This window comes from Pseudomonas sp. B14(2022) (genome assembly GCF_012030485.1).
In the GTDB taxonomy this organism is placed as follows: domain Bacteria; phylum Pseudomonadota; class Gammaproteobacteria; order Pseudomonadales; family Pseudomonadaceae; genus Aquipseudomonas.
Genome location: NZ_JAAUVM010000005.1, coordinates 98,718 through 120,408 on the forward strand (window position 1 = coordinate 98,718; position 21,691 = coordinate 120,408).

Sequence of the window (21,691 nt, forward strand, 5' to 3'; positions counted from 1 at the left end):
GGCTAGAAGTCCCAGCGTGTGCTCAGCATGACGTTGCGTGGGTCACCATAATAGGCCGTGTTATAGAAGCCAATGTTGGTGTAGTAGTACTTGTCGAAGATGTTGTTCACGTTCAGTGTCGCGGAGACGTTGTCGGTGATCTGGTACTTAGCCATTGCGTCCACGACCCAATACGCTTCCTGGGTGAAGTCCTCCTGCCGTCCCTTGCCACTGTTGGTCACTTCCTGCCAGGACTTGCCCTGCCAGCGAGCGCCACCGCCGATGGTCAAACGGTCCAGCGGCCCGCTGAGCTTGTACGAGGTGAAGAAGCTGACCTGATCCTGAGGCTCCCAAGTAGATACTTTTACACCATGCTCATCCCGGATGACTTTATGGGTGTAACCAGCCTGGGCCTGCCAGCCTGGGGCTAGCTCACCGGACATTTCGGCCTCGAAGCCTTTGGTTTTGGCGGCGATGCCTTTATAGGCATACAAAATCGACGGGTTGGTCGGGTTGGCGTTGTAGTCAGAATCAGGGTCAGCCCTGTTGGTTTCATGCACTTCGAAGTAGGCCAGACTGGTGTTCAGACCACCGTTGAAAAACTCGCCTTTCAAACCCAGTTCGTAATTCTTGCCCTCATCCGGTTCGAGCAGTTTGTTCTCTCTGTCGCGGTTATACACCTGCGGCATGAAGATCTCGCTGTAGCTGGCGTACGCGGTGAAGTTGTCGTTCAGGTCATAGGTTACGCCGGCATAGGGTACGAGCTTGCCGGTTTCGGTGGACTTGTTGTCGCCAGTTAGCCAGTAGTTGGCCACGCGGGTGCCCATGAAGACGTTCAGGTCATCCGTGAGGTTGAAGCGGGCGGTCATATAGCCAGCGGTTTGCCGGGTGGTTTCATCAATGATTCGAGTCGGTGTGCCCCAGTTCGGCTCCGGGAAGTTACCGTCGAAGTTCCAGAAGTCGACAATGCGCCCATTGGCGTGAATCGGCGCGCCGTAATCCTTACCTTTCCACTGGGAATTGGACGCAGAGGCGCCCACCACCAACTGATGCTCGCGGCCGCCCAGACTGAATGGGCCGCTGGCGTAGATATCGCCGGAGTCGGATCGGGTATCGCCGGTGAATTTGTTCGCGTAGAGCGTCGACAGACCGGTTGCCGTGAATGGGCCCAGCTGGATCGCACCCATCGGCGCGTCATAACCGGAGAACTGGTGTGTGTACTGGCCTTTGACCACCCAGCCGTTGTCGAAATTGTGCTCCAGGGTTGTGAAGAAACTCTGAGTGAACTGTTCCCAGCTGCTCCACTTCGCGCCGTTGTTGTATGAGCGCTTTACATCGATGCGGTTGCCGCTACGGTCAAACAGCGGGCGGCTGCCCGACCAGCCAGAACCTTGAGGATCGCTGTTCTGGTAGTCGAAGCCGATGGTGAGCAGGGTGTCCTCGTCCAGGTCCGCTTCCACGGTGCCGAAGTACACGTTGGTCTTGCGCTCGTAGCGGTCCATGAACGAATGATTGTCCTGGTACGCGGCTACGGCACGGGCGCGGATGTTGCCGCTCTCGGTGAGAGGGCCACTTACGTCGACCTGGGAGCGATAGTTGTCCCAGCTGCCGGCACCCAGCTCCACGCTGCCTTTGAAATCACGGGTAGGCTTTTTGCGGATCAGGTTGATGGTTGCGCCCGGTGCCCCGGCGCCCGTCAGCAGGCCGCTTGCGCCCTTGAGGACTTCCACGCGGTCGTAGATCGCCATGTCGCTCAGGGTTTGCCCGGACGAATAGGCCGAGTTGCGCAGGGTAGGGATGCCGTCGTACTGGAAGTTCTCGATCGAGAACCCACGGGAGAAATAGTTAGTGCGTTCGCTGTCCAGGGCCGACAAGGTAATGCCCGGTGTATGACGCATCACATCATCAATGGAGTTGAGTGCGAAATCATCCATATGCTGGCGCGTAATCACGCTGATCGACTGCGGTGTTTCACGCGGGGTCAGCACCAGTCGCGTGGCGGTAGCGATAGTGCCTGGTGTGTAGGAGCCCGTGCCTTCGGTGACCGTACCCAACTGGTTGGCGGTCACCTGGGTGGCTCCCAGCTCCAGCCCGGAGGTCGCGCCCGCCGTGATGGTCACTGCGCTGCCTTGCAGGCCGTAGCTGATACCGGTGTCCTTGAGCAGGGCGGCGATGGCGTGGGCTGGCTCTAGCTTGCCCTTCACCGTCGTGCTGTTTTTGCCCTGTACATCCGTCGGGCTGTATAGCACCTGCAAGTTGGTCTGACGGCCAAATTCCTGGAGCGCGGTCCCCAACGGCTGTGCAGGAATGTCGATCTCGATCTCTTGTGCCTGCACGTAACTCGATAGCGGTAACGACACCGCTAGGGCCAAGGCGCAAGGCTTGAGGTGGATGTTCAAGGTCCTGCGCATGGAGAGCGCTTTGCTCAGGGGGCTGAGACCGAGTCGTACTGACATGGGTGCTTTCTCTTCTATATTTTAGTTAGGCAGTTTATAGGTATTTATGAGGTTGGTTCTCATTACCACTAGTGAGACGTTCCCACCTGGAAAAACCGGAAAAGAAAATTCATGCTGGCTCCATTTCGTGCACCACCTTGCCAGCGCGCAAGCGCACCAACTGGTCGGCGATGTCGAAATAGCGGTCGTCGTGGCTGATCACGATGATGGTTTTGCCCAGGCGCTTGAGGTCTGGCAGCAGCTCCGTGTAGAAGATGCGGCGGAAGGCCGGATCCTGGTCGGCGGCCCATTCGTCGAACACCAGTACCGGGCGTTCCTCCAGCCAGGCATTGACCAACGCGAGGCGCTTGCGCTGGCCGGTGGACAGGTCGGTGGTGCTGAACGCGCCGTCCTTGATCGTGACCTTGTGGGCGATCTCCAGGCGGTCCAGATACTGGGCCGCACTGTCCAGAGACTTCTGCCCACCCCCTTGGACGAGATCGTCGAATAGGTAATAGTCGGCGAATACGGTGGTGAACAGTTGGCGGTAGTCGTCGCGGGTAGGGGCAATCACAGCTTCGCCATTGAGGTGTATTTCACCTGATTGCGGCTGATAAAGCCCCAGCAACAGCTTGATCAGGGTGGTTTTGCCGCAGCCGTTTTCACCGACGATAAACACGATATCGCCTTGCTTGATGCTCAGGTTGATCGGGCCCAGGTGGAACGGCTCGCTGCCTTCCACCGGCGGAGGGCTGTAGGTCACGCCGCGCAGCTCAAGGCTGTGCACTTGGGGTTTTGGCGCTTCACTGTCTTCCAGCAGCAGGTGCGGTTCGGGGGATGAGAACCGCTCGGACAGCTCGGCGATGCGCGAGAACGCGATCTGTGCGCGGCTGACGATCGGCAGCGCGGTCACCACGTGCTCCAGCGGGCCCTTCATGTACAGCAACACCAGCACAAAACCGGTGATCACGGCCGGATCGGGGTTTGGGTTATAGGCCTGGAAGGCCAGCGCCAGGCCGATCACCACGAAAAACAGCATGGAGCCGAACGTCTTGGCGACAATGAAGATGTTGACAGAGCGGATCTGGATATCGCCGATACGATCAGCAGTCGCCTGGATGCGATGGGTATTCATGCGATAGCGGCGTGGCCGATGAATGCGCAGCTCCTTGGCACCCGAGGCGATGGCGGTATAGTAGCGCTGCAGCTCGTCTTCCTGGTCGCGAGCGGCTTCGAACCCCTTGATGCCCGCCGAGCGTGCCGCGTACTGCACGGCGGTACCGATGACGATCGCCACCACCATCATCAGGAACATCGGCACCGACAGGTACGCCAGGTAGCCCAGGCAGCCCAGGGTCACTGTGGTTGCGATGGCCAGTGGGGTGAAGGAGAAGGAAAAATCACTGATGGTATCGACGTCGTGCGTCAATACTGGAATCAGTTTGTGGGTTCGGTAGCGTTCGATCTGCTCGATGGGCGCCGACAGCACCTTTTCGCCGAGATCCTTGCGCAGGGCGGCAATGATCCGCTGGCCCACGTAGTTGGTGCCGATATCGGAGACGATCGAACTGGTCAGCGCCAGCACGCACAGCGCAGCAAAGCTCAGGATCACGCCTTGGGTCATACCGGTCGAAGAGTGCAGCGCGTTGTTGATGGTCGCCAGCAACAGCGTGATGGCCAGGCCGCCGGCCATGCCCAGGGCGATGGAGACCGTCACGATGGTGCGAAACGGCCTGAGCAATGCAAGCAAACCTTTGAAGGCGCCGCGCTTGGGGTCGGTCATAAGTACTTCCCGGAAAGTGAAAAAGAGGGGGCTGGGCACACAGACCCTTACCCATGACAAACGAAAGATTGACGCGACTATTTACCTCGGCATGCCCGGTGGTGTGGTGGGTGGATAAATTGCCCGGCGGCTGGTTCGTTCTTGTGGTGTAGGCGCACGCGTATCGGCGCGTGCCTGATCTTTCCAGCGAGAGCGAAACAATGACGAAAAAGAACCTGGTGTACGTGTGGTCCCTGCGCAATGCCGCCGCCGACAAGGCCGGGCAGCCGGTGGCCTACAAGGACCACGAGCGCTACATGAAGTCGGTGCTGGAGTTTCTGGTGGGGTCGCTCAACGACACGTCGCTGGGCGAGGCCTACAACCTGGTGGGCGTGGTGTATGACGACGATGAGCAGAACCCGCGCGACCAGCAGTTGGTGGCTGACTATGGGTTTGCCTATAAACCGGGGCGCCAGTGGCTCTATCCGGCGGATTTGCAGGTACAGGGCAACCTGGTCAACGACCTGCTGCTGAGCGTGCCGTCCACCTATCGCCGCCTGCCACGGGGCAGCGCCGAGCATATCGCCGGCAAGCAGGACTTCGAACGCCGCCTGCATGACACGCTGGTGGAATTGAAGGCCGATATCGTGGTGCTGGACGGCCTGCTGGTGATCCTGGACGAACTGGTGCGCCCCGGTGCGCCGTTTGCCCGTCGCATCATGAACATTCACCCCGGTATCACCCGTATCGAATCGCCCTATGAGCGCCGGGGTGCCTACGCCACCTGGAATGCCTTGTACGGTGCCCGTGGACAAGCCGTGGTGGATTGGGCGACCAAGCAGACGCAGCCGTGTGAACCGCTGTACCTCACTGGCGCATCGTTCCACTACGTGGACAACGGCATCGACTCCGGCGAAGTGTTCCACGACGTGCTCAAGACCGAGATCTCGCCGGACGACACCATCCTCGAGCTGCGCTGGAACAACTTCAACAACAGCCTGTTCCCGGCGCTGCATGAAGGCCTGGAGTTGTTGGCGCAGAAGGGGGTCTAAGCCACGCACGATTTGACTGTGGGAGGGGGCTTGCGCCCGATGGCGGAGTATCAGTCAATGGCGATGTCGACTGCCGCACCCCATCGGGAGCAAGCCCCCCACATTAAATCCCGTCAGCTTCAGAGATCGCGCACTACCCTGAAGCCAATCCAATCCCCCCGCGTCTGCGGATAGATGGTGTTGCGGTTGCCCGAACGCGAGAACACCGGCGCCTCGCCCCAGTCATTGCCGCGAATCATGTAGCCCTCGCAGTTCGGCTCCATCCAGGCGCTGCCATCCGTCGGCGCGCCGACATAGTTGGGGTGCTCGCAGTCGGCCACCCGCTCATAGACATTGCCATGCATGTCGTACATGCCAAACGCATTCGGCGGGTAGCTGCCTACGGGCGAAGAATAGCTGTACCCGTCCGCCGGCCCGTAGGTGTTGGCATGCTCGGCGATGCTGTAGCCCTTGCCCTCGTCGAACGGGAAGGGGAATGGCCCGGTGGAACCGGCGCGCGCGGCGTATTCGCGCTGGGCTTCGCTGACCATGTGGTACTGCTGGCCGGTCTTTTTCGACAGCCAGGCCACATAGTGCTTGATATCGTCCATGTCCATGCACACCGCCGGCTGGCGCGGGCCCTGGGGGTAGCGCGGCTTGCTGGCGATGCATTCGCGGCCGGGGCGCGTGTCGCCGTCGGCGATCTTCACACCGGCCTGGCGGATATAGCTGTCCCATTCGCCGGCGGTGATCTGGAAGCGGCTCATGGCGAACGGCTTGGCAAAGGTCACATCATGCATCGGGCCTTCGTCCGGCTCGCGGCCGACTTCGTCTTCCGGTGTGCCCATGGTGAAGGTGCCCGCAGGGAGTACCACCATTTCCGGGCAGTCCTTGCAGTCCTTGAACACTTTGCCCGGTTGCGGTGTGGCGGCCTGGGCCAGGCCTGGCAGCAGCGCGCCGCACAGGGCGGTCAGCGCCAGGGCCGTCAGGGGTTTGAGTCGCAATGGCGTCATGTGGGCCTCTCGTTCAAAGGGGAAAGGGGTGTCACAACCGCTGGCTGAGCAGGGTCATGAAGCGCTGGATTTCTTCGGAATTGTTGAGCAGGCCGGGCGCCGTGCGGATCACCGGGCCGACGTCGCGGTCCACCGCATCGATCACCACGCGGTTTTTCAGCATGTGGGCCGCCACCGCATCACTGTCCTGGCCTTTGACCCGGAAGAAGGTAAAACCGGCCGACAGTTCGGGGCTGCGCGGCGTGACCAATTCGATCTGCGGGTGCGCCAGCAATTGCTCCTTGAGTTCGGCGTTCAGCCCATGAATGCGCGCCTGCACCGGCGCCTTGCCCAGTTGCAGGTGCAGCTTGAAGGCCTCATCCGCCGCCCAGCGATGCTCGAAGGCGTGATAACCGCCGGGGGTCATGATGGTGGCGAAGTCCTTGTCCTCGGAGAAGGTCGGCACCATGGGCGTGACGTACTTGTTTTCAGGGTTGCGGGCGCAGACCAGGCCGGTGCCGCGGGGGCCGAACATCCATTTATGGGTGCCGGCAATAAAGAAGTCGCAGTGCATGTCGGGGAAGTCGAGGTTTTCCACGCCGAAACCATGCACGCCGTCCACCACATAGAGGATGCGGTCCTTGTCGTCGCGGTTGCGGTTGTGCTCCTCCACCAGCTTGCCGATCTCACCGATGGGCAGTTTCACACCGCTGCCGGACTGTACCCAGGTCATGCCCAGCACGCGGGTGTTGGGGCGGATATTGCGCTGGATGTTTCCCACTACTTCGTCGGCAGAGACCTGGCTGGCGCGCTCGAACAGTGTGATCCGGCGTACCTGGGTGCCTTCCTTGAGCACGCGAAAATCCAGCACGTTCTGGGTGGCGTAATGCTCATGCACGGTGGTGAGGATTTCCTGGTCCGGGCGCACCTTGATCCCGCCATAGATCATCGCCAGGCCTTCGGAGGTGCTGCCGGTGAGGGCGATCTGCGGCGGGGCGGCCTTGAGGTAGCGGCCGGCCCATTCGCGCACCTGGCCTTCGCGTTTCCAGGTTTCCTCCAGGTCCCAGTCCATGGCGAGCCCCGGGTTACGGTCGATCTGTGCGCGGTAGCGCTCAATGGCTTCGCGTACCGGCCTGGGGTGCGAGGCCACCAGGAAATTGGAGAAGTGCAGGTAATCCGGATCCTGGTTGAACAACTGCTTGAACCCCGTCCATGGGTCATCCGTTGTGTTGGCAGCCAGTGCTTGCGGGAGGCGTGCAGCGCCCAATGGCAGGCTGGCGGCAACTACCCCGGCCAGCTTGAGAAACGTACGGCGGTCAGTCATGGACTTGCTTCTAGGTGATTAACGATTGGCCAAGGGCTTGGCGGCTTTTTGTACCTGGTCCCACACCCGCAGGAAGTTGCCTCCCCACAGTTTGGCGATGTCGGCTTCGGAGTAACCGCGCTGGATCAGCTCGGCGGTGACGTTGCGGATTTCGCCGACGTTGTTCCAGCCGTCGAGGCCGCCGCCGTCGTTGAAGTCCGAAGCGATACCGACGTGATCGATACCGATCTTGCGCACGGTGTAGTCGATGGCGTCGCCCAGGTCCTTGAGCGTGGCCTTGGGTTCCTCATCGAGGATCGCGTACAGCGCGCTGGCGTACTCGCCGAACCTGTGCTCGGGCCAGGCGGCGATGATCGCGTCACCCGGCATCAAGGCTACGGCCAGGTTGGGCAGGGGGGGCAGGTCGAAGCGGGCGCGCAGGGTGTTGAGCTTGTCCTGGGTCGGTTGGCTCAGCGGGCGCAGGTAGGCCGAGAAGCCCACGATTTGCACCACGCCGCCGCTGCGCTTGATCAGTTGCAGTTCCTTGTCGCTGAGGTTGCGCGGGATGTCCACCGCTGCGCGCGGCGCCGAGTGCGACGCCACCATCGGCGTGCGGCTCAACTGCGCCACCTGCTCCAGGGCCTTGGTCGACATCTGTGACACATCGATGATCACCCCCAGGTCATTGAGGCGCTGCACCGCTTGTTTGCCGATGTCCGACAGGCCGTCGAGCGCATCCACCGAGTCGTTGAAAAACGGCAGCGGGCGCGATGAGTCCGACCAGGCGTTATTGCCCACATAGCTGAAGCCGAACATGCGCATGCCACGTGCCGCCCACAGGTCCAGTTGGTTCAGGTCATTGCCCAGCGGGTAGGCGTTGAGCATGCTGATAAAGATCGCAAACTTGCCTTCGCCATGCAGGCGTCGAAAGTCGTCCGGGGTATAGGCGATGCCGACTTGATTGGGAAAATCACGCACCATGCCGGAGATGATCTTGTAGCGCACCTCCTGCTCGTGGCGGGCTTCCTCGACAAAGCCGTCAGTGGGCCTGTGCGGCGCGTTGGGGCCATTCCAGATTTCCGGCCAGCCGAAAATCGTCAGCGCAGCGCCGGACAAGCGACCGCGTGCCGCTTTGGCCAGGTCGAACTGGCCGCTGCCGTCCTTGTCGACCTCGTTGCCGGCGGTGCCGAAGTCCATGGGGACGGTGATGTGGCTGTCGAACGACAGCAGGCGGTCCTGCATTTCATTGGCCTGCTTGATCACTGCGAGCGGGTAGCCGGCATTGCCCTTGAACCAGTGATCCCAGGCCAGGAAGCCTGCGCCGGCACCGATGGCCAGTGCCAGCGGCAAGCCGATGTACAGCGCCTTTTTCGAACGTGGTTTTGTCATTGCCATCTCAGTCAGTTGAGGCCTTCGCTATCAGGGAGGAACGAGTGATGCGCGGGGAAATTTAGGCGACGCGGGCAGGGCGGTAAATTTCCCTGGCCTGCAAACGTTCTAGCTCTGATAAAGCCGTTTCCTAAGGTAGACAATGACCATCTCTCGACGTGGGTTCATCGCAGGCCTGGCGCTGACCGGCGCGGCTGTGCCGGCCGCCTTCTATGCCCATCGCGAGTTGACGCGCGAAGAAGAATTCCCCATCACTCCCGGCGAAGCCACCGTTGACCTGGCCGACACCGCCGGGCAGTACTTGGCCAACACCTTGCGCGGGGTGTGGAGCCTGCGCCTGGAAGGCCGCGACGCCGGCCTCAAGGGCTTGCCGCTGCAAGGCCTGGAACTGCTGCTCGACATCGCTCCCCGTGGCCGTGGCCTGCGCGGCTACCTGGACACCGCCGCCAACCTGCGCAGCGAAGGCGAACCGCGCTACCGCGTGCTCGGTGACCTGCTGACGGGCGAGGGCGCGTTGCTCTACTGGCGCCTGATCGACCGCGATGCCCTCGACGGCAGGCCCGCCTATGAGTTCAAGATGACCCTCGATGAGGTCTGGGCCGACTTCGGCAATGCCGGCAGCGGCACCCTCAGTGGGCACATCCTCGACCTGGACCGGCCGCTTGCCCTGACCGAGCGCGACAACCGCTTTATCGCCCACAAACAGCTGTTTCCCGAAGCCCGCCAACGCATCGGCCTCAACCCGACCCTGTTGGCCTGGCTGATCGCCCCCGAGCACCGCCTGTTTCACCAGCTATGGCACGCCACCCGTGACCAGTGGCACAAACTCTCCGAAGCAAAACGCGACGCCCTGCGCGGCATCGGCTGGCAACCCGGCCCGCGCGGTAAAGAGCGCGACGCCCGCGGCAAGCTCAAAGACCGCAACGGCTCGGGCATCGACTTCTTCTTCATGCACCGCCATATGCTCGGCACCGCGCGTTCCATGCAGGACTTGCCCTCGTGGCCCGCATTCCCCGAACCGCAACCGGCGCTGGAGCGTGATCGCCTTGGTTTCCTGCGTTACTTCGACAACCACGACGGCTTCGCGCTGCCGCCCACCTGGTCGGAGCCGGATGACAGCGAGTACACCCAGTGGGTCGCCGACATCAAGGCCGCCGAGACTTACCACAGCAACTTCCAGGTCTGGGAATCCCAATACCGCGACCCGCGCTACCTGGCCAAACGCACCCTTGGTCAACTCGGCTCCGAAATGGAACTGGGCCTGCACGACTGGCTGCACATGCGCTGGGCCTCGGTGCCCCGCGACCCGTCCAACGGCGCCCCGGTACCCCTGGCCCGCGACCCGGCAGACTTTGCCGCGCGCTGGTACGCGGCAGAAAACGACTTCCTCGGCGACCCGTTTTCATCCCACGTAAACCCGGTGTTCTGGCACTTTCACGGCTGGATCGACGACCGCATAGAAGACTGGTACCGCGCCCACGAACGCTTCAACCCCGGCGAGGTCAGGCGCCTGGACGTCAATGGCGTGGCTTGGTTCGCGCCGGGGCGCTGGGTCGAAGTCGGCGACCCGTGGCTGGGCCCGGACACTCATGGCTGCAGCACCACACCGGGGTTGCAGATGGGCAAGTCGATGGAGATGGACCCGGAAACCATGAAGCTCGCATTGCGCATTACCTTTGGCGAGGACGAGAACCTGTTGCAGGGCCTGTTCAAGCGCGTGCCGCAGCGGCCTTGGTATGCGCGGCATTTGAAGGTGAAGGTGCGGGAGGCTTGAGCGTTTGGCGCGGCACGGCGCGGCTGCACTTGGCCAACGCCTGCTGCACGTCCGCCAACAGGTCGGCAACGTCCTCAAGCCCCACTGATAAACGCACCAGGCCTTCGCTGATACCGTGATGCGCGCGTTCTTCAGGGGTGTAGGTGCTATGGGTCATGCTCGCCGGGTGCTGGGCCAGTGACTCGGCGTCGCCCAGGCTGACCGCGCGGGTGAACAGCTTGAGGGCATTCATGAAGCGTCGACCGGTGTCGATACCGCCCTTGAGTTCGAAGGCGATCATGCCGCCGGCCTGGCTCATCTGCCGCGCCGCCAATTCATACTGCGCGAAGCTGCGCAGCCCCGGATATGTCACCCACTCCACAGCGGGATGCGCCTGCAGGGCTTCGGCCACGGCCTGGGCGTTGCTGCAATGGCGGTCCATGCGCAGGGCCAGCGTCTTGAGACCGCGCATCAACAGCGAAGCGTCCTGGGGCGACATCACCGCGCCGGTCAAGTCCTTGAGGCCTTGCAGGCGAATGCGCTGGGCGAGGGCCTGGTTGCTGACGGCAATACCAGCGGTGATGTCGCCATGGCCGCTGAGGTATTTGGTGGCGGAGTGCACCACCACGTCGGCGCCCAGTTCCAGGGGCCGTTGCAGGTACGGCGTGCAGTAGGTGTTATCGACCACCACGGTCACATTCGGCTGTTGATGGGCGAGGGCGGCCACGGCGGCGATGTCCACCAGTCGCAGGGTGGGATTGGCCGGGGTCTCGCAGTAGATCATGCGCGTGGCGGGGCTCAGCGCCGCTTGCAGGGCGGCCAGGTCGGTGAGGTCGACGTGGCGCACCTTGATGCCGAACTCGCCGATACCGTGATGCAGCAGGGCGAAGGTGCAGCCGTAGAGTGTCTGGCTGACGATCACCTCATCGCCTGGGCGCAGCAGGGTCCAGAATGTCGCGGCAATTGCGCCCATGCCGGAACTGAACGCTACCGCTGCCTCGCCGTTTTCCAGGGTGGCCATGCGGGACTCCAGCAGCGCCAGGGTCGGGTTGGAAATGCGTGTATAGAAATGGCCGCTGGCCTCACCGGCAAAACAGGCGGCGCCGTATTCGGCGGTGGGAAAGGCAAACGTGGCCGACAGGTAGATCGGCGGCACGAGTGCGCCATGGTGGTCCTTGGGGTCATAGCCGTGGTGAATGGCACGGGTGGAAAAGCCGAATGCGTTGTGTTTATTGTTCATGTCGGACACTCCTTATTTCCTACAATGCTATGCTCATAACCACGGCTGTATTTTCCAAATATTGCCGACAAGTCCCCTGTCCGGGGATGAAAAATCGCTAAAAACAATAAACAGAGGCACATCATGCCCGTCACGCTGGATCGCACCGACAAAGCATTATTAAACGCCCTGCAAGGCAACGCCCGTTTAACCGTGGCCGAGCTGGCCGACCGCGTGTCCCTGACCACTTCTCCGTGCTGGCGGCGGGTCAGGAACCTGGAGGAGAGCGGGGTGATCAGCGGCTACCAGGCGATCCTCTCGCCCAAGGCGCTGGGGTATGGGGTGACGGCGTTTGTCAGCATCATGATGGAGAGCCACACCCAGGAAATTGCCCGCGCGTTTGAGCAGCGCTTGTTGGATATTCCGGAAATCGTGGCCTGTCATAACGTGTCGGGGCGCTATGACTTTTTGCTGGAGGTGGTGGCGAAGGACCTGGAGTCGTTCGGCGAGTTTGCGCGGGAGGTGTTGCAGACGCTGCCTTGCGTCAAGGAGATCTATTCGAGTTTTTCCTATAAATCGGTGAGGCCGTTGCGGGTGATTCCATTGCCGGGTTGATCACACACCGCCCCATTGGTCACCTGTTCTTCCCCGCAATTGGCTATTTCTCCCGTACGGCCCGGTGGCTAACCTAGCCACCACTTCCCACCGTTCTGGAGTTCCTCATGCAAGCCCGTACCGATTTCTACACCGCTTCCCCAGACGCCATGAAAGCCATGCTCGCCCTGGAAGCCGCCGTCGGCAAACTGTCCATCGAGCTGCCATTGCTGGAACTGATACGCCTGCGTGTATCACAGATCAACGGCTGCGCGTTCTGCCTCGACATGCACACCGCCGATGCCCGCAAGGGTGGCGAGACCGAGCGTCGCCTGTACACCCTGTCGGCCTGGCGCGAAACGCCGTTCTTCACCCCGCGTGAACGCGCGGCATTGGCCTGGGCCGAGAGCTTGACGCTGCTGAGCCAGACTCACGCCCCGGACGCAGACTTCACTGCGCTTGCCGCTGAGTTCAGCCCCCAGGAGCAAGTCGACCTGAGCGTGGCCATCGCCACCATCAACAGCTGGAATCGACTCGCGGTAGGGTTTCGCAAGATGCCCAAGTAAAGGTGGTTGAGAAGGGCTCTTTTGTGGCGAGCGGGCTTGCCCCGCGTTGGGCTGCGGAGCAGCCCCAAAACACAGCCCCGGAGCTGCCTGGCGCACTGCAGCGCTCTTATTGGGGCTGCTGCGCAGCCCAACGCGGGGCAAGCCCGCTCGCCACAGGGGTAAGTGTCAGAAGTTTACCGAAGCACTCAGGCGCGCCGTCAGTGGTGCGCCCATGAACAGATAGTCATCGCCCATGTACTCGCCCGCGTCGCGCCAGTAGCGCTTGTCGAACAGGTTGTCGACGCTCAGGCGCAGCACCGTCTCGTAGCCGTCGACCTTGGTGGTGTAGCGGCTGCCGACGTTGACCACCGCATAATCCCCCACCTCCACATTGCCGCTGCGGTTGGCGTACTTCTTGGCGCTGTATTGCACGCCGCCGAGCACCGCCAGGCCATTGACCCACGGCAAGGCATAATCGGCGTACACACTGGCGCGCAGCTTGGGCACGTTGATCGCCTGGTGCTCTTCGTATTCCGGCGTGCCGCTGCCGTTTACCCGGGCACGAATCGCCGCCACGCTGGTGGAAATCTGCAGGCGCTCGGTGGCCCAGCCGTTGGCCGACAGTTCCACGCCGGTGTTCTTCTGCTCGCCCTGTTGCACATAGGTAAAGGTACCGGCGCCCTCCGGCTTGGCGTACTGGTAGGCCTGGCGCGTCTGGAACACGGCGGCGGCGAAGCTGATGCGGCGCCAGTCGTATTTCACCCCGGCTTCGATTTGCCGCGAGGTGGTCGGGGCCAGGGTTTCATCGGCGTTGTTGGCAAACCACGGCGCAGTGCCGCCCAGGGACAGGCCTTTGCTGTAACTGGTGTACAGCGAGATATTTTCTATGGGTTTGTAGATCAATGCCGCCTGGGGCAGAAACACGTATTGCTGGGTATGGCGGGCTTGGTCGCCCGTCACGCCGTCGAAGGCTTTTTCATCCAGGCGCACTTCGCGGCCGCCGAGGATGGTTTGCCATTGCTCGTTGAAGCGGATGCGGTCGGTGACGAACAGGCCGTACTGGCGGCTGTCGAGGGTGCGATGGCTGTCGTTCAAAGGCTTGTCGGTGGGCGTGAACGTCGGTGCATCATCGTCGATATTGGTCGTGCCGATGTACTCGTTGACGGACTTGCGCTTGTCGATCACCCGGCGAAACGCGCTGGTGCCGAAGGTCAGTTCATGGCCGATGCCTGCGGTGTCGAACAGGCCGGTCATCGCCGCCTGGACTTCATCGTCACGGCGGGTATCGTCGGGGCTGCGGTAGTCGTAGACGTCGTAGTTGCCTTCGGGCGTGAAGTGGTTGCCCACGCCGTTGGTGTCGCCGCCCCAGGCAAACGAACTGTAGTCATCAATCACCACCTTGCTGCGCGCGGCGCTGACGCTGCCTTTCCACTGGTCGCTGAAGCTGTACTCGAACGTGCCGTTGAGGTTCAACGCGTCGATGCCGACCTGCCTGGAACCGCTCTGGTGGCCCAGCAGTTTTTTCGGCGAGGCATCGTGGGGCACCTCGGTGCCGCCCAGCAACTGGTAGCCCGGCACCGAGCGTTGTTGCTTGTTCTGGTATTCCGCGTCGAGTTGCAGCACGGCGTCGGGGCTGATGTTCCAGTCGAAGGCCAGGGACACAAAATCGCGCTGGCCGTTGGCGTGCTCCACATAGGAATTGAGGTCTTCATGGGCGACGTTGGCGCGCAGGCCGAATTGCTGCTCGCTGCCAAACCAGCCGCCGACGTCGGTGGCGATATAGCCACTGCCACGGTCATCGGTGGACACCGTCACCGAGCGCACATCCTCCGGGCGCTTGGTCACGTAGTTGATCACGCCGCTGGGTTCGGAAATCCCGCTCTGCAAACCGGCCAGACCCTTGAGCACTTCTACCTGCTGCTTGTTTTCCAGGGCAACGTTCTGCTCGCCGGTGATAGTGCGTCCGTTGATCTTGTAGCTGCTCGCCGCATTCAGCGAGAAACCGCGCACCACGAAATTTTCGTAGTAGCCGATGGGGGCGTAGCTGTCGCCCACCGAGGCATCGTTGCGCAGCACTTCACTGAGCAGGCGTGCTTGCTGGTCCTTGATCAACGCGGCATTGATCACCGTGATCGAGGCCGGGGTGTCCAGCAGCGGCGCCTCATTGAAGCCGCCGACCGAAGCGGTGTCTGCGCGATAGCCGGACGCGTCCTCGCCCTGGACCTGCACCGCCGGCAGTTCGATCTGCGCCGCCCAACTATTGCCGATACCGCCGCTGAGCAGCAGGCCGAGAGCGAAACGTGTACTGACGACGGGACGAAAACGCAAAACCATGGGGGCAGGGCCTTAAAGCGCAGGGCGGGGGGCGCATAAACTAGGCATAACGGCCAGGTTTTACAAGCGTTCGGTACCGGCGCGTGCGCTGAGACAGTGCGTCTCAACGCCAACGCCAAACCCTTTGCGCCTCGACAGCCCGTGCGCGCACCTGCGATAGACAACGCTCTCTCATCGTTGCAGGAGATTGTCATGAGTATCGCTGGAAAAGTTGCGCTGGTGACCGGCGCCGGGCAGGGCATTGGCCGGGCCATCGCCCTGCGCCTGGCACAGGACGGTGCCGACATCGCCCTGGTCGACATCAATGGCGCCAAGCTCGAAGCCGTGGCCGCCGAAGTCGTGGCGTTGGGGCGCAAGGCCTCGGTGTTTATCGCCGACGTGTCCAAGCGCGATCAGGTGGTGGCGGCGGTCGAGCATGCGCACCAGACCCTTGGTGGCTTCGACATCATCGTCAACAACGCCGGGGTCGCGCAGATCGACTCGCTGTTGGACGTCAGCCCGGAACAGGTCGAGCGTACCCTGGGCATCAATGTGCAGGGCGTATTGTGGGGCATCCAGGCTGCCGGCAAGAAATTCAAGGCGCTCAAGCAGAAGGGCAAGATCATCAATGCCTGCTCCATCGCCGGCCACGAAGGCTTTGCGCTGCTGGGCGTGTACTCGGCCACCAAGTTTGCCGTGCGGGCCTTGACCCAGGCGGCGGCCAAGGAACTGGCGAGCGCCGGGATCACGGTCAATGCCTACTGCCCTGGTGTGGTGGGCACCGATATGTGGGTGGAGATCGACAAGCGTATGGCCGAGATTACCGGGGCTGAAGTGGGCGCGACCTACAAGAAGTATGTGGATGGGATTGCCTTGGGCCGTGCGGAAACGCCGGAGGATGTGGCGGGGTTGGTGGCCTACCTGGCCGGGCCGGATGCGGATTACATGACCGGGCAGGCGCCGTTGATCGATGGCGGGCTGGTTTATCGCTGATCTCCCAAGGCCTGCGGTGTTAAATGTGGGAGGGGACAAGCCCCCCCCTCACATGGTTGACCCCGTTGTGTCAGTGCTTGCCGGGCATGTCGATGCCCAACTGGTTGACTCGGCGGTACAGGGTGGCTCGGGAAATGCCCAACGCCTGCGCCGTCGGCAACGGCTTCCAGCGATGCCGGATCAACGCGTCCAGTACCACTTGGCGTTCCGGGCTGACGCTGTGCTCGGTCAGCGCCTCGACCTGTTCGCCGCGCACTTCCACCGGCAAGTCCGCCAACTGGATGGTCCCGCCTTCACACACCGCACAGGCATACGCCAGCGCATGGTGCAGTTGGCGCACATTGCCCGGCCAGGCGTAGCCCAGCAGTCGTTCCAGCGCGGCCTGGCCGATGCCCACCGAGACGCCGCTGCCGCGCGCTTGCTGCTCCACCAGCCGGTTGATCAATGCCAGTTTGTCACTGCGCTCGCGCAGCGGTGGCAGGCAGAAGCGGGCGCAGCCGAGGCGGAAGTACAGGTCTTCGCGAAATCGTCCTTCGTTGACCAGCACGGCCAGGTCGCGGTGGCTGGCGCAGATCACCTGGATGTCCACCGTGCGGGTTTTGGCCCCGCCCAGGGGCGCGACTTCACCCTCGGCCATCACCCGCAATAGGCGCGTCTGTAAGGCCAGCGGCATATCGCCGATTTCATCGAGGAACAACGTGCCGCCATCGGCCTGCACCAACAGCCCCGGCATGCCTTTGCTGGACGCACCGGTAAAGGCCCCGGCCACGTAGCCGAACAGCTCGCTTTCAATCAGGTTCTCGGGGATCGCCGCGCAGTTCACCGCGACAAAGGGCCCTGTTCGCCGGGCGCTGCGTTCGTGCAGTTGGCGGGCGAAAACTTCCTTGCCTGCACCGGTTTCACCCTGGACCAGTACCGGCAGGTTGCGGTCCTTGACGCGCACGGCCAGGCGCAGGTGTTCTTCCACCCGTGGGTCGACCTGAGTGTGCGCAACGGGCCGTGCCGGTTTGCGTCGCGGGGTGTTGACCCGCACGTGCAAGACGCCAGGCTCGCCCAGCCATTGCAGGTGTTGGGTTGATTGATCGGTGGCCGAGCGCAACGCATCCAGGTCGAACACTTCGCCGATATGCTCCGGCACCTGGCCGAAACGCCGGCGCAGTGCCTGGCGCGCCTTGCTGTTCAGCGCCTGCAGGCGTCCATCCTGGTCCCAGGCCAGCAGCAGGTCGGGCTGGCTGTCCACATAGCCCGGTGTGCTGTGGGCCTGGAGCACCCAGTGCTCGCGGGCGCTGTGCATGAAGAAGGCGTTCTCGATGGCTTGGGCACTCTGCGCCACCATCTGCCGCACCAAATGCTGGCTGCGTCGGTCATCCGGGGATTTGAGCGCCGAGGCGTCCATCACGCCCAGCAGGTTGCCCTGGGGGTCGAAGATCGGCGCGGCGGAGCAGGTCAGGCTGATAAAGGCGGCACGGAAGTGGTCGCGCTTGTGCACGGTCACTGCGGCCTTGCTGGTCAGCACCGTGGCCACGCCGCATGTGCCTTCCTCGGCTTCCGACCAGCAGGTGCCGAGGTACAGGCCGGCTTTGCGGCAGTCGCTGCGGATGGCAGTGTCGACGCGGTGGTCGATGGTCTGGCCCTGGGCGTCGGTCAGCATCACGCAGTAGTCGGCGTGGCGCACCCGATGGTGCAGTTGCCCGACTTCTTCGCTGGCGATACGCATGAACAGTTCCGCGCGCTCGCGGCATTCCTTGAGCAAGGGTTCGGTGAGGATGCGGGGCCCCTGCAGCGAGCCGGGGTCGAGGTGGTGTTGCTCCATGGAGCGCCGCCATGAATCGAAAATCAGCGACGGCACCGGCGCCTGGGGCAGGCGATCGGCATTGCGGACCACGCGACTGACACAGTCGACGTGTTCCCTGGAGTTCGCGGCGAACATAAGGCCTCCGGTTCTCGATCTTTGTTGTTATGCCCGCCATTAAGCGCTTATGGGCGTCGACGGACAAGGCTGGCCTGACCAACTGCCGAGGCTGAGACGCAGCGTCTCAATTCGCCTGAGACGCTGCCTGCACGTTGCAATGCCGGGTCTCATTCTGCGCTGGCATCGCGCAGCGGCACAACCGTGCGGAACTGCTCTGGGTCAAGGCTTTGCCAGGTTTTTGTACGCCTTGGCACAGCCTGTGCTGAACCGCTTACAGCTGGCCGCAGCCAGCCTTTTGTGTGTCGAGACAACCTGGAGAACAACAAGATGTCCACTCACCTGTCCACCGATCAATTGCTGCATGCCTACACCGTGATGCGCACCATCCGTGATTTCGAAGAACGCCTGCATGTGGAATTCGCCACCGGCGAGATCCCCGGTTTCGTGCACCTGTACGCCGGCCAGGAGGCAAGCGCCGCGGGGGTCATGGCGCACCTCAACGATGAAGATTGCATCGCCTCCAACCACCGTGGCCACGGCCATTGCATCGCCAAGGGCGTGGATGTGTTCGGCATGATGGCCGAGATCTACGGCAAGAAAACCGGCGTGTGCGGCGGCAAGGGGGGCTCCATGCACATCGCCGACCAGGAGAAGGGCATGCTCGGCGCCAACGGCATTGTCGGTGCCGGTGCGCCGTTGGCGGCAGGCGCTGCCCTGGCTTCCAAGCTCAAGGGCAGCCAGGGCGTGGCCGTGGCGTTCTTCGGCGACGGCGGTTCCAACGAGGGCGCGGTGTTCGAGGCGATGAACCTGGCGTCGATCATGAAACTGCCGTGCCTGTTCGTCGCCGAGAACAACGGCTATGCCGAGGCCACCGGTTCCGGCTGGTCGGTGGCGTGCAAGGACATTGCCGAACGGGCGGTGGGCTTTGGCATGCCGGGGGTGATTGTCGATGGCAATGACTTCTTCGCCGTGCACGCGGCGCTGGGCGTGGCCGTGGAGCGTGCGCGCAAAGGCGAGGGGCCGACCTTGGTGGAGGTCAAGCTGAGTCGCTTCTACGGCCACTTCGAAGGCGATGCACAAACCTACCGTGGCCCGGATGAAGTGAAGAACCTGCGCGAATCCCACGACTGCCTCGCACTGTTCCGCCAACGCTGCAGTGCCGAAGGCTGGCTTGACGCGGCCCAGTTCGAACGTATCGACGGCGAGGTCGCGCAGTTGATCGACGACGCCGTGCGCCTGGCCAAGTCCGATCCCAAGCCCCAGGCCGCCGACCTGCTCAGCGATGTCTACGTCGCCTACCGCTAATAACAACAAGACTCGGAGAGAATCTCATGGCTCGCAAAATCAGCTATCAGCAGGCAATCAACGAAGCCCTGGCCCAGGAAATGCGCAGGGACCAGAGTGTGTTCATCATTGGCCAGGACGTCTCCGGCGGCACCGGCTCCCCCGGCGAGCAGGACGCCTGGGGCGGTGTGCTCGGCGTGACCAAGGGCCTGTACCCGGAGTTTCCAGACCGGGTACTCGATGCGCCGTTGTCTGAAGTCGGCTACGTCGGCATGGCCGTCGGCGCCGCCACTCGTGGCATGCGTCCGGTGTGCGAATTGATGTTCGTCGACTTTATCGGCTGCTGCCTCGACCAGTTGCTCAACCAGGCCGCCAAGTTTCGCTACATGTTCGGCGGCAAGACCACCACGCCGCTGGTGGTGCGCGCCATGTATGGCGCCGGCCTGCGCGCCGCCGCCCAGCATTCGCAGATGCTGACGTCGATGTGGACGCACATTCCCGGCCTCAAGGTGGTGTGCCCGGCCACGCCGTATGACGCCAAGGGCATGTTGATCCAGGCGATCCGCGACAACGACCCGGTGATCTTCCTCGAACACAAGATGCTCTACAGCCTCCAAGGTGAGGTGCCGGAAGAGCTGTACACCGTGCCGTTCGGCGAAGCCAACTTTGTGCGCGAAGGCCGCGACGTTACCCTGGTGACCTACGGGCGCATGGTGCATGTCGCCCTGGAAGCCGCCGCCAACCTGGCGCGCCAGGGCATCGACTGTGAGGTGCTGGACCTGCGCACCACCAGCCCGCTGGACGAAGACAGCATCCTTGAGAGCGTGGAGAAAACCGGGCGCCTGGTGGTGATCGACGAGTCCAACCCGCGTTGTTCCATCGCTACCGACATCAGTGCGTTGGTGGCCCAGCAGGGCTTCTCGTTCCTGCGCGCGCCGATCGAGATGGTCACCGCGCCGCACACCCCGGTGCCGTTTTCCGATGCGCTGGAAGACCTGTACATCCCCAACGCCGCGAAGATCGAGGCCGCCGTGCTGAAGATCGCCGACAAGAGGAACGCCGCATGATCCATACCTTGACCATGCCCAAGTGGGGGCTGTCGATGACCGAAGGTCGCATCGATGTCTGGCTCAAGCAGCCCGGCGACCGGGTGGAAAAGGGCGAAGAAGTGCTGGACGTCGAGACCGACAAGATCTCCAGCAGTGTCGAGGCGCCGTTCAGCGGTGTGTTGCGCCGCGTGCTGGCGCTGAGCGACGAGACCTTGCCGGTGGGCGCGCTGCTGGGGGTCGTGGTGGAAGGTGAGGCCAGTGAGGCCGAGATCGATGCGGTGATCGAAAGCTTCAACGCCGGGTTCGTCTCAAGCAGCGCCGAAGCCGAAGCAACCGGGCCGAGTGCGCAGAAGATCGAGGTGGGCGGGCGCTTGTTGCGCTATCTCGACCTGGGTGAGGGCGGTACGCCGCTGGTGCTGGTGCATGGCTTTGGCGGCGACTTGAACAACTGGCTGTTCAACCAACCGGCCCTGGCCGCCGAGCGCCGGGTGATCGCCCTGGACCTGCCAGGGCATGGCGAGTCGGGCAAGCATCTGCAAGCGGGTGACGCCGAGGAGCTGAGCCAGGCCGTGCTGGCCTTGCTCGATCACCTCAAGCTCGACCGCGTGCACTTGGCCGGGCACTCCATGGGCGGGTTGGTCAGCCTGACGGTCGCCCGTCAGGCTCCGGCGCGCGTTGCCTCGCTGACCCTGATCGCCAGCGCCGGGCTGGGGGCGGACATCAATGGCGATTACCTGCAAGGGTTCACCGAGGCCAATAACCGGAACGCGCTCAAGCCGCAACTGGTGCAACTGTTCAGCGACCCGACGCTGGTGACGCGGCAGATGCTGGAGGACATGCTCAAGTTCAAGCGCTTGGAAGGGGTGGACCAGGCGCTTCGTCAGCTCAATACCCAGTTGTTTGAGGGTGGGCGCCAGCGCCTGGATTTGCGCAGCGTAGTGGGGCAGCAACCGAGCCTGGTGATCTGGGGCAGTGACGATGCAATCATCCCGGCCGGCCATGCCCATGGGTTGGAGGCCCAGGTGGAGATATTGCCGGGGCAGGGGCATATGGTGCAGTTGGAAGCGGCGGAGCGGGTTAACCAGCTAATCTCAACCTACCTAAAATCCCAGCCTTGAAATGCAATCCAATGTGGGAG

The 21,691-nt window shown here is 62.7% G+C and carries 16 protein-coding genes; 8 read left to right on the forward strand and 8 right to left on the reverse strand.

Annotation, left to right across the window (positions count from 1 at the left end; translation table 11 throughout):
- Positions 1-2: 2 nt before the first annotated feature.
- Positions 3-2,390: a TonB-dependent siderophore receptor gene (locus HCF10_RS10085; RefSeq protein ID WP_167655524.1), complete on the reverse strand. Its 2,388-nt coding sequence runs from the start codon at positions 2,388-2,390 to the stop codon at positions 3-5.
- 154 nt (positions 2,391-2,544) lie between these two features.
- Positions 2,545-4,197: a cyclic peptide export ABC transporter gene (locus HCF10_RS10090; protein WP_167655429.1), complete on the reverse strand. Its 1,653-nt coding sequence runs from the start codon at positions 4,195-4,197 to the stop codon at positions 2,545-2,547.
- 200 nt (positions 4,198-4,397) lie between these two features.
- Between HCF10_RS10090 and HCF10_RS10095 the strand changes: the two genes are divergently transcribed.
- The gene (locus tag HCF10_RS10095; RefSeq protein ID WP_167655430.1) at positions 4,398-5,228 is read left to right on the forward strand and encodes a N(5)-hydroxyornithine transformylase PvdF; all 831 of its coding nucleotides are present in this window, start codon (positions 4,398-4,400) and stop codon (positions 5,226-5,228) included.
- 119 nt (positions 5,229-5,347) lie between these two features.
- On the opposite strand, the gene pvdO is transcribed toward HCF10_RS10095, so the two are convergent.
- Genes pvdO through pvdM form a run of 3 tightly spaced genes read right to left on the reverse strand, consistent with a single transcriptional unit; the run spans position 5,348 to position 8,891 of the window.
- Positions 5,348-6,220: a dihydropyoverdine dehydrogenase gene (pvdO, locus tag HCF10_RS10100; RefSeq protein ID WP_167655431.1), complete on the reverse strand. Its 873-nt coding sequence runs from the start codon at positions 6,218-6,220 to the stop codon at positions 5,348-5,350.
- Between the two features lie 31 nt (positions 6,221-6,251).
- On the reverse strand, positions 6,252-7,523 hold the full coding sequence (gene pvdN, locus HCF10_RS10105) for a pyoverdine-tailoring periplasmic protein PvdN (RefSeq protein WP_167655432.1): 1,272 nt from the start codon (positions 7,521-7,523) through the stop codon (positions 6,252-6,254).
- Positions 7,524-7,541: 18 nt separating this feature from the next.
- Positions 7,542-8,891 (reverse strand): pyoverdine-tailoring dipeptidase-like protein PvdM, encoded by a 1,350-nt coding sequence (gene pvdM, locus HCF10_RS10110; RefSeq protein WP_167655433.1) that lies wholly within the window; start codon positions 8,889-8,891, stop codon positions 7,542-7,544.
- A gap of 142 nt (positions 8,892-9,033) precedes the next feature.
- On the opposite strand from pvdM, the gene pvdP reads away from it, so the two are divergent.
- Positions 9,034-10,665, forward strand: coding sequence for a pyoverdine maturation tyrosinase PvdP (pvdP, locus tag HCF10_RS10115; RefSeq protein WP_167655434.1), 1,632 nt, complete (start codon positions 9,034-9,036; stop codon positions 10,663-10,665).
- Here pvdP and HCF10_RS10120 read toward each other — a convergent pair.
- Complete coding sequence (locus HCF10_RS10120) at positions 10,601-11,884, reverse strand: methionine gamma-lyase (protein ID WP_237683103.1); 1,284 nt, start codon at positions 11,882-11,884, stop codon at positions 10,601-10,603. The genes pvdP and HCF10_RS10120 overlap by 65 nt on opposite strands.
- 123 nt (positions 11,885-12,007) lie before the next feature.
- On the opposite strand from HCF10_RS10120, the gene HCF10_RS10125 reads away from it, so the two are divergent.
- Positions 12,008-12,478, forward strand: a complete 471-nt coding sequence (locus HCF10_RS10125; RefSeq protein ID WP_090405514.1) for an Lrp/AsnC family transcriptional regulator — start codon at positions 12,008-12,010, stop codon at positions 12,476-12,478.
- 107 nt (positions 12,479-12,585) lie between these two features.
- A complete protein-coding gene (locus HCF10_RS10130; RefSeq protein WP_053133396.1) occupies positions 12,586-13,023 on the forward strand; it encodes a carboxymuconolactone decarboxylase family protein in 438 nt (145 codons plus the stop codon).
- 165 nt (positions 13,024-13,188) lie between these two features.
- Here the strand turns inward: HCF10_RS10130 and HCF10_RS10135 are convergent, their stop codons facing one another.
- Positions 13,189-15,336 (reverse strand): TonB-dependent siderophore receptor, encoded by a 2,148-nt coding sequence (locus HCF10_RS10135; RefSeq protein WP_167655435.1) that lies wholly within the window; start codon positions 15,334-15,336, stop codon positions 13,189-13,191.
- A 192-nt stretch (positions 15,337-15,528) separates the two neighbouring features.
- On the opposite strand from HCF10_RS10135, the gene HCF10_RS10140 reads away from it, so the two are divergent.
- Positions 15,529-16,308, forward strand: a complete 780-nt coding sequence (locus HCF10_RS10140; RefSeq protein ID WP_131700190.1) for an acetoin reductase — start codon at positions 15,529-15,531, stop codon at positions 16,306-16,308.
- Positions 16,309-16,378: 70 nt separating this feature from the next.
- Here HCF10_RS10140 and HCF10_RS10145 read toward each other — a convergent pair whose 3' ends face one another.
- The gene (locus HCF10_RS10145) at positions 16,379-18,238 is read right to left on the reverse strand and encodes a sigma-54-dependent Fis family transcriptional regulator (protein ID WP_131700191.1); all 1,860 of its coding nucleotides are present in this window, start codon (positions 18,236-18,238) and stop codon (positions 16,379-16,381) included.
- A gap of 309 nt (positions 18,239-18,547) precedes the next feature.
- Here HCF10_RS10145 and HCF10_RS10150 point away from each other — a divergent pair, with 309 nt between their 5' ends.
- From HCF10_RS10150 to HCF10_RS10160, 3 genes are read left to right on the forward strand one after another with little or no spacing between them, the layout of a single operon-like run.
- Complete coding sequence (locus HCF10_RS10150; protein ID WP_131700192.1) at positions 18,548-19,525, forward strand: thiamine pyrophosphate-dependent dehydrogenase E1 component subunit alpha; 978 nt, start codon at positions 18,548-18,550, stop codon at positions 19,523-19,525.
- A gap of 26 nt (positions 19,526-19,551) precedes the next feature.
- Positions 19,552-20,571: an alpha-ketoacid dehydrogenase subunit beta gene (locus HCF10_RS10155; protein WP_131700193.1), complete on the forward strand. Its 1,020-nt coding sequence runs from the start codon at positions 19,552-19,554 to the stop codon at positions 20,569-20,571.
- Positions 20,568-21,671, forward strand: coding sequence for an acetoin dehydrogenase dihydrolipoyllysine-residue acetyltransferase subunit (locus HCF10_RS10160; protein WP_167655436.1), 1,104 nt, complete (start codon positions 20,568-20,570; stop codon positions 21,669-21,671). Before HCF10_RS10155 ends, HCF10_RS10160 begins: the two co-directional genes overlap by 4 nt.
- Positions 21,672-21,691: the final 20 nt, after the last annotated feature.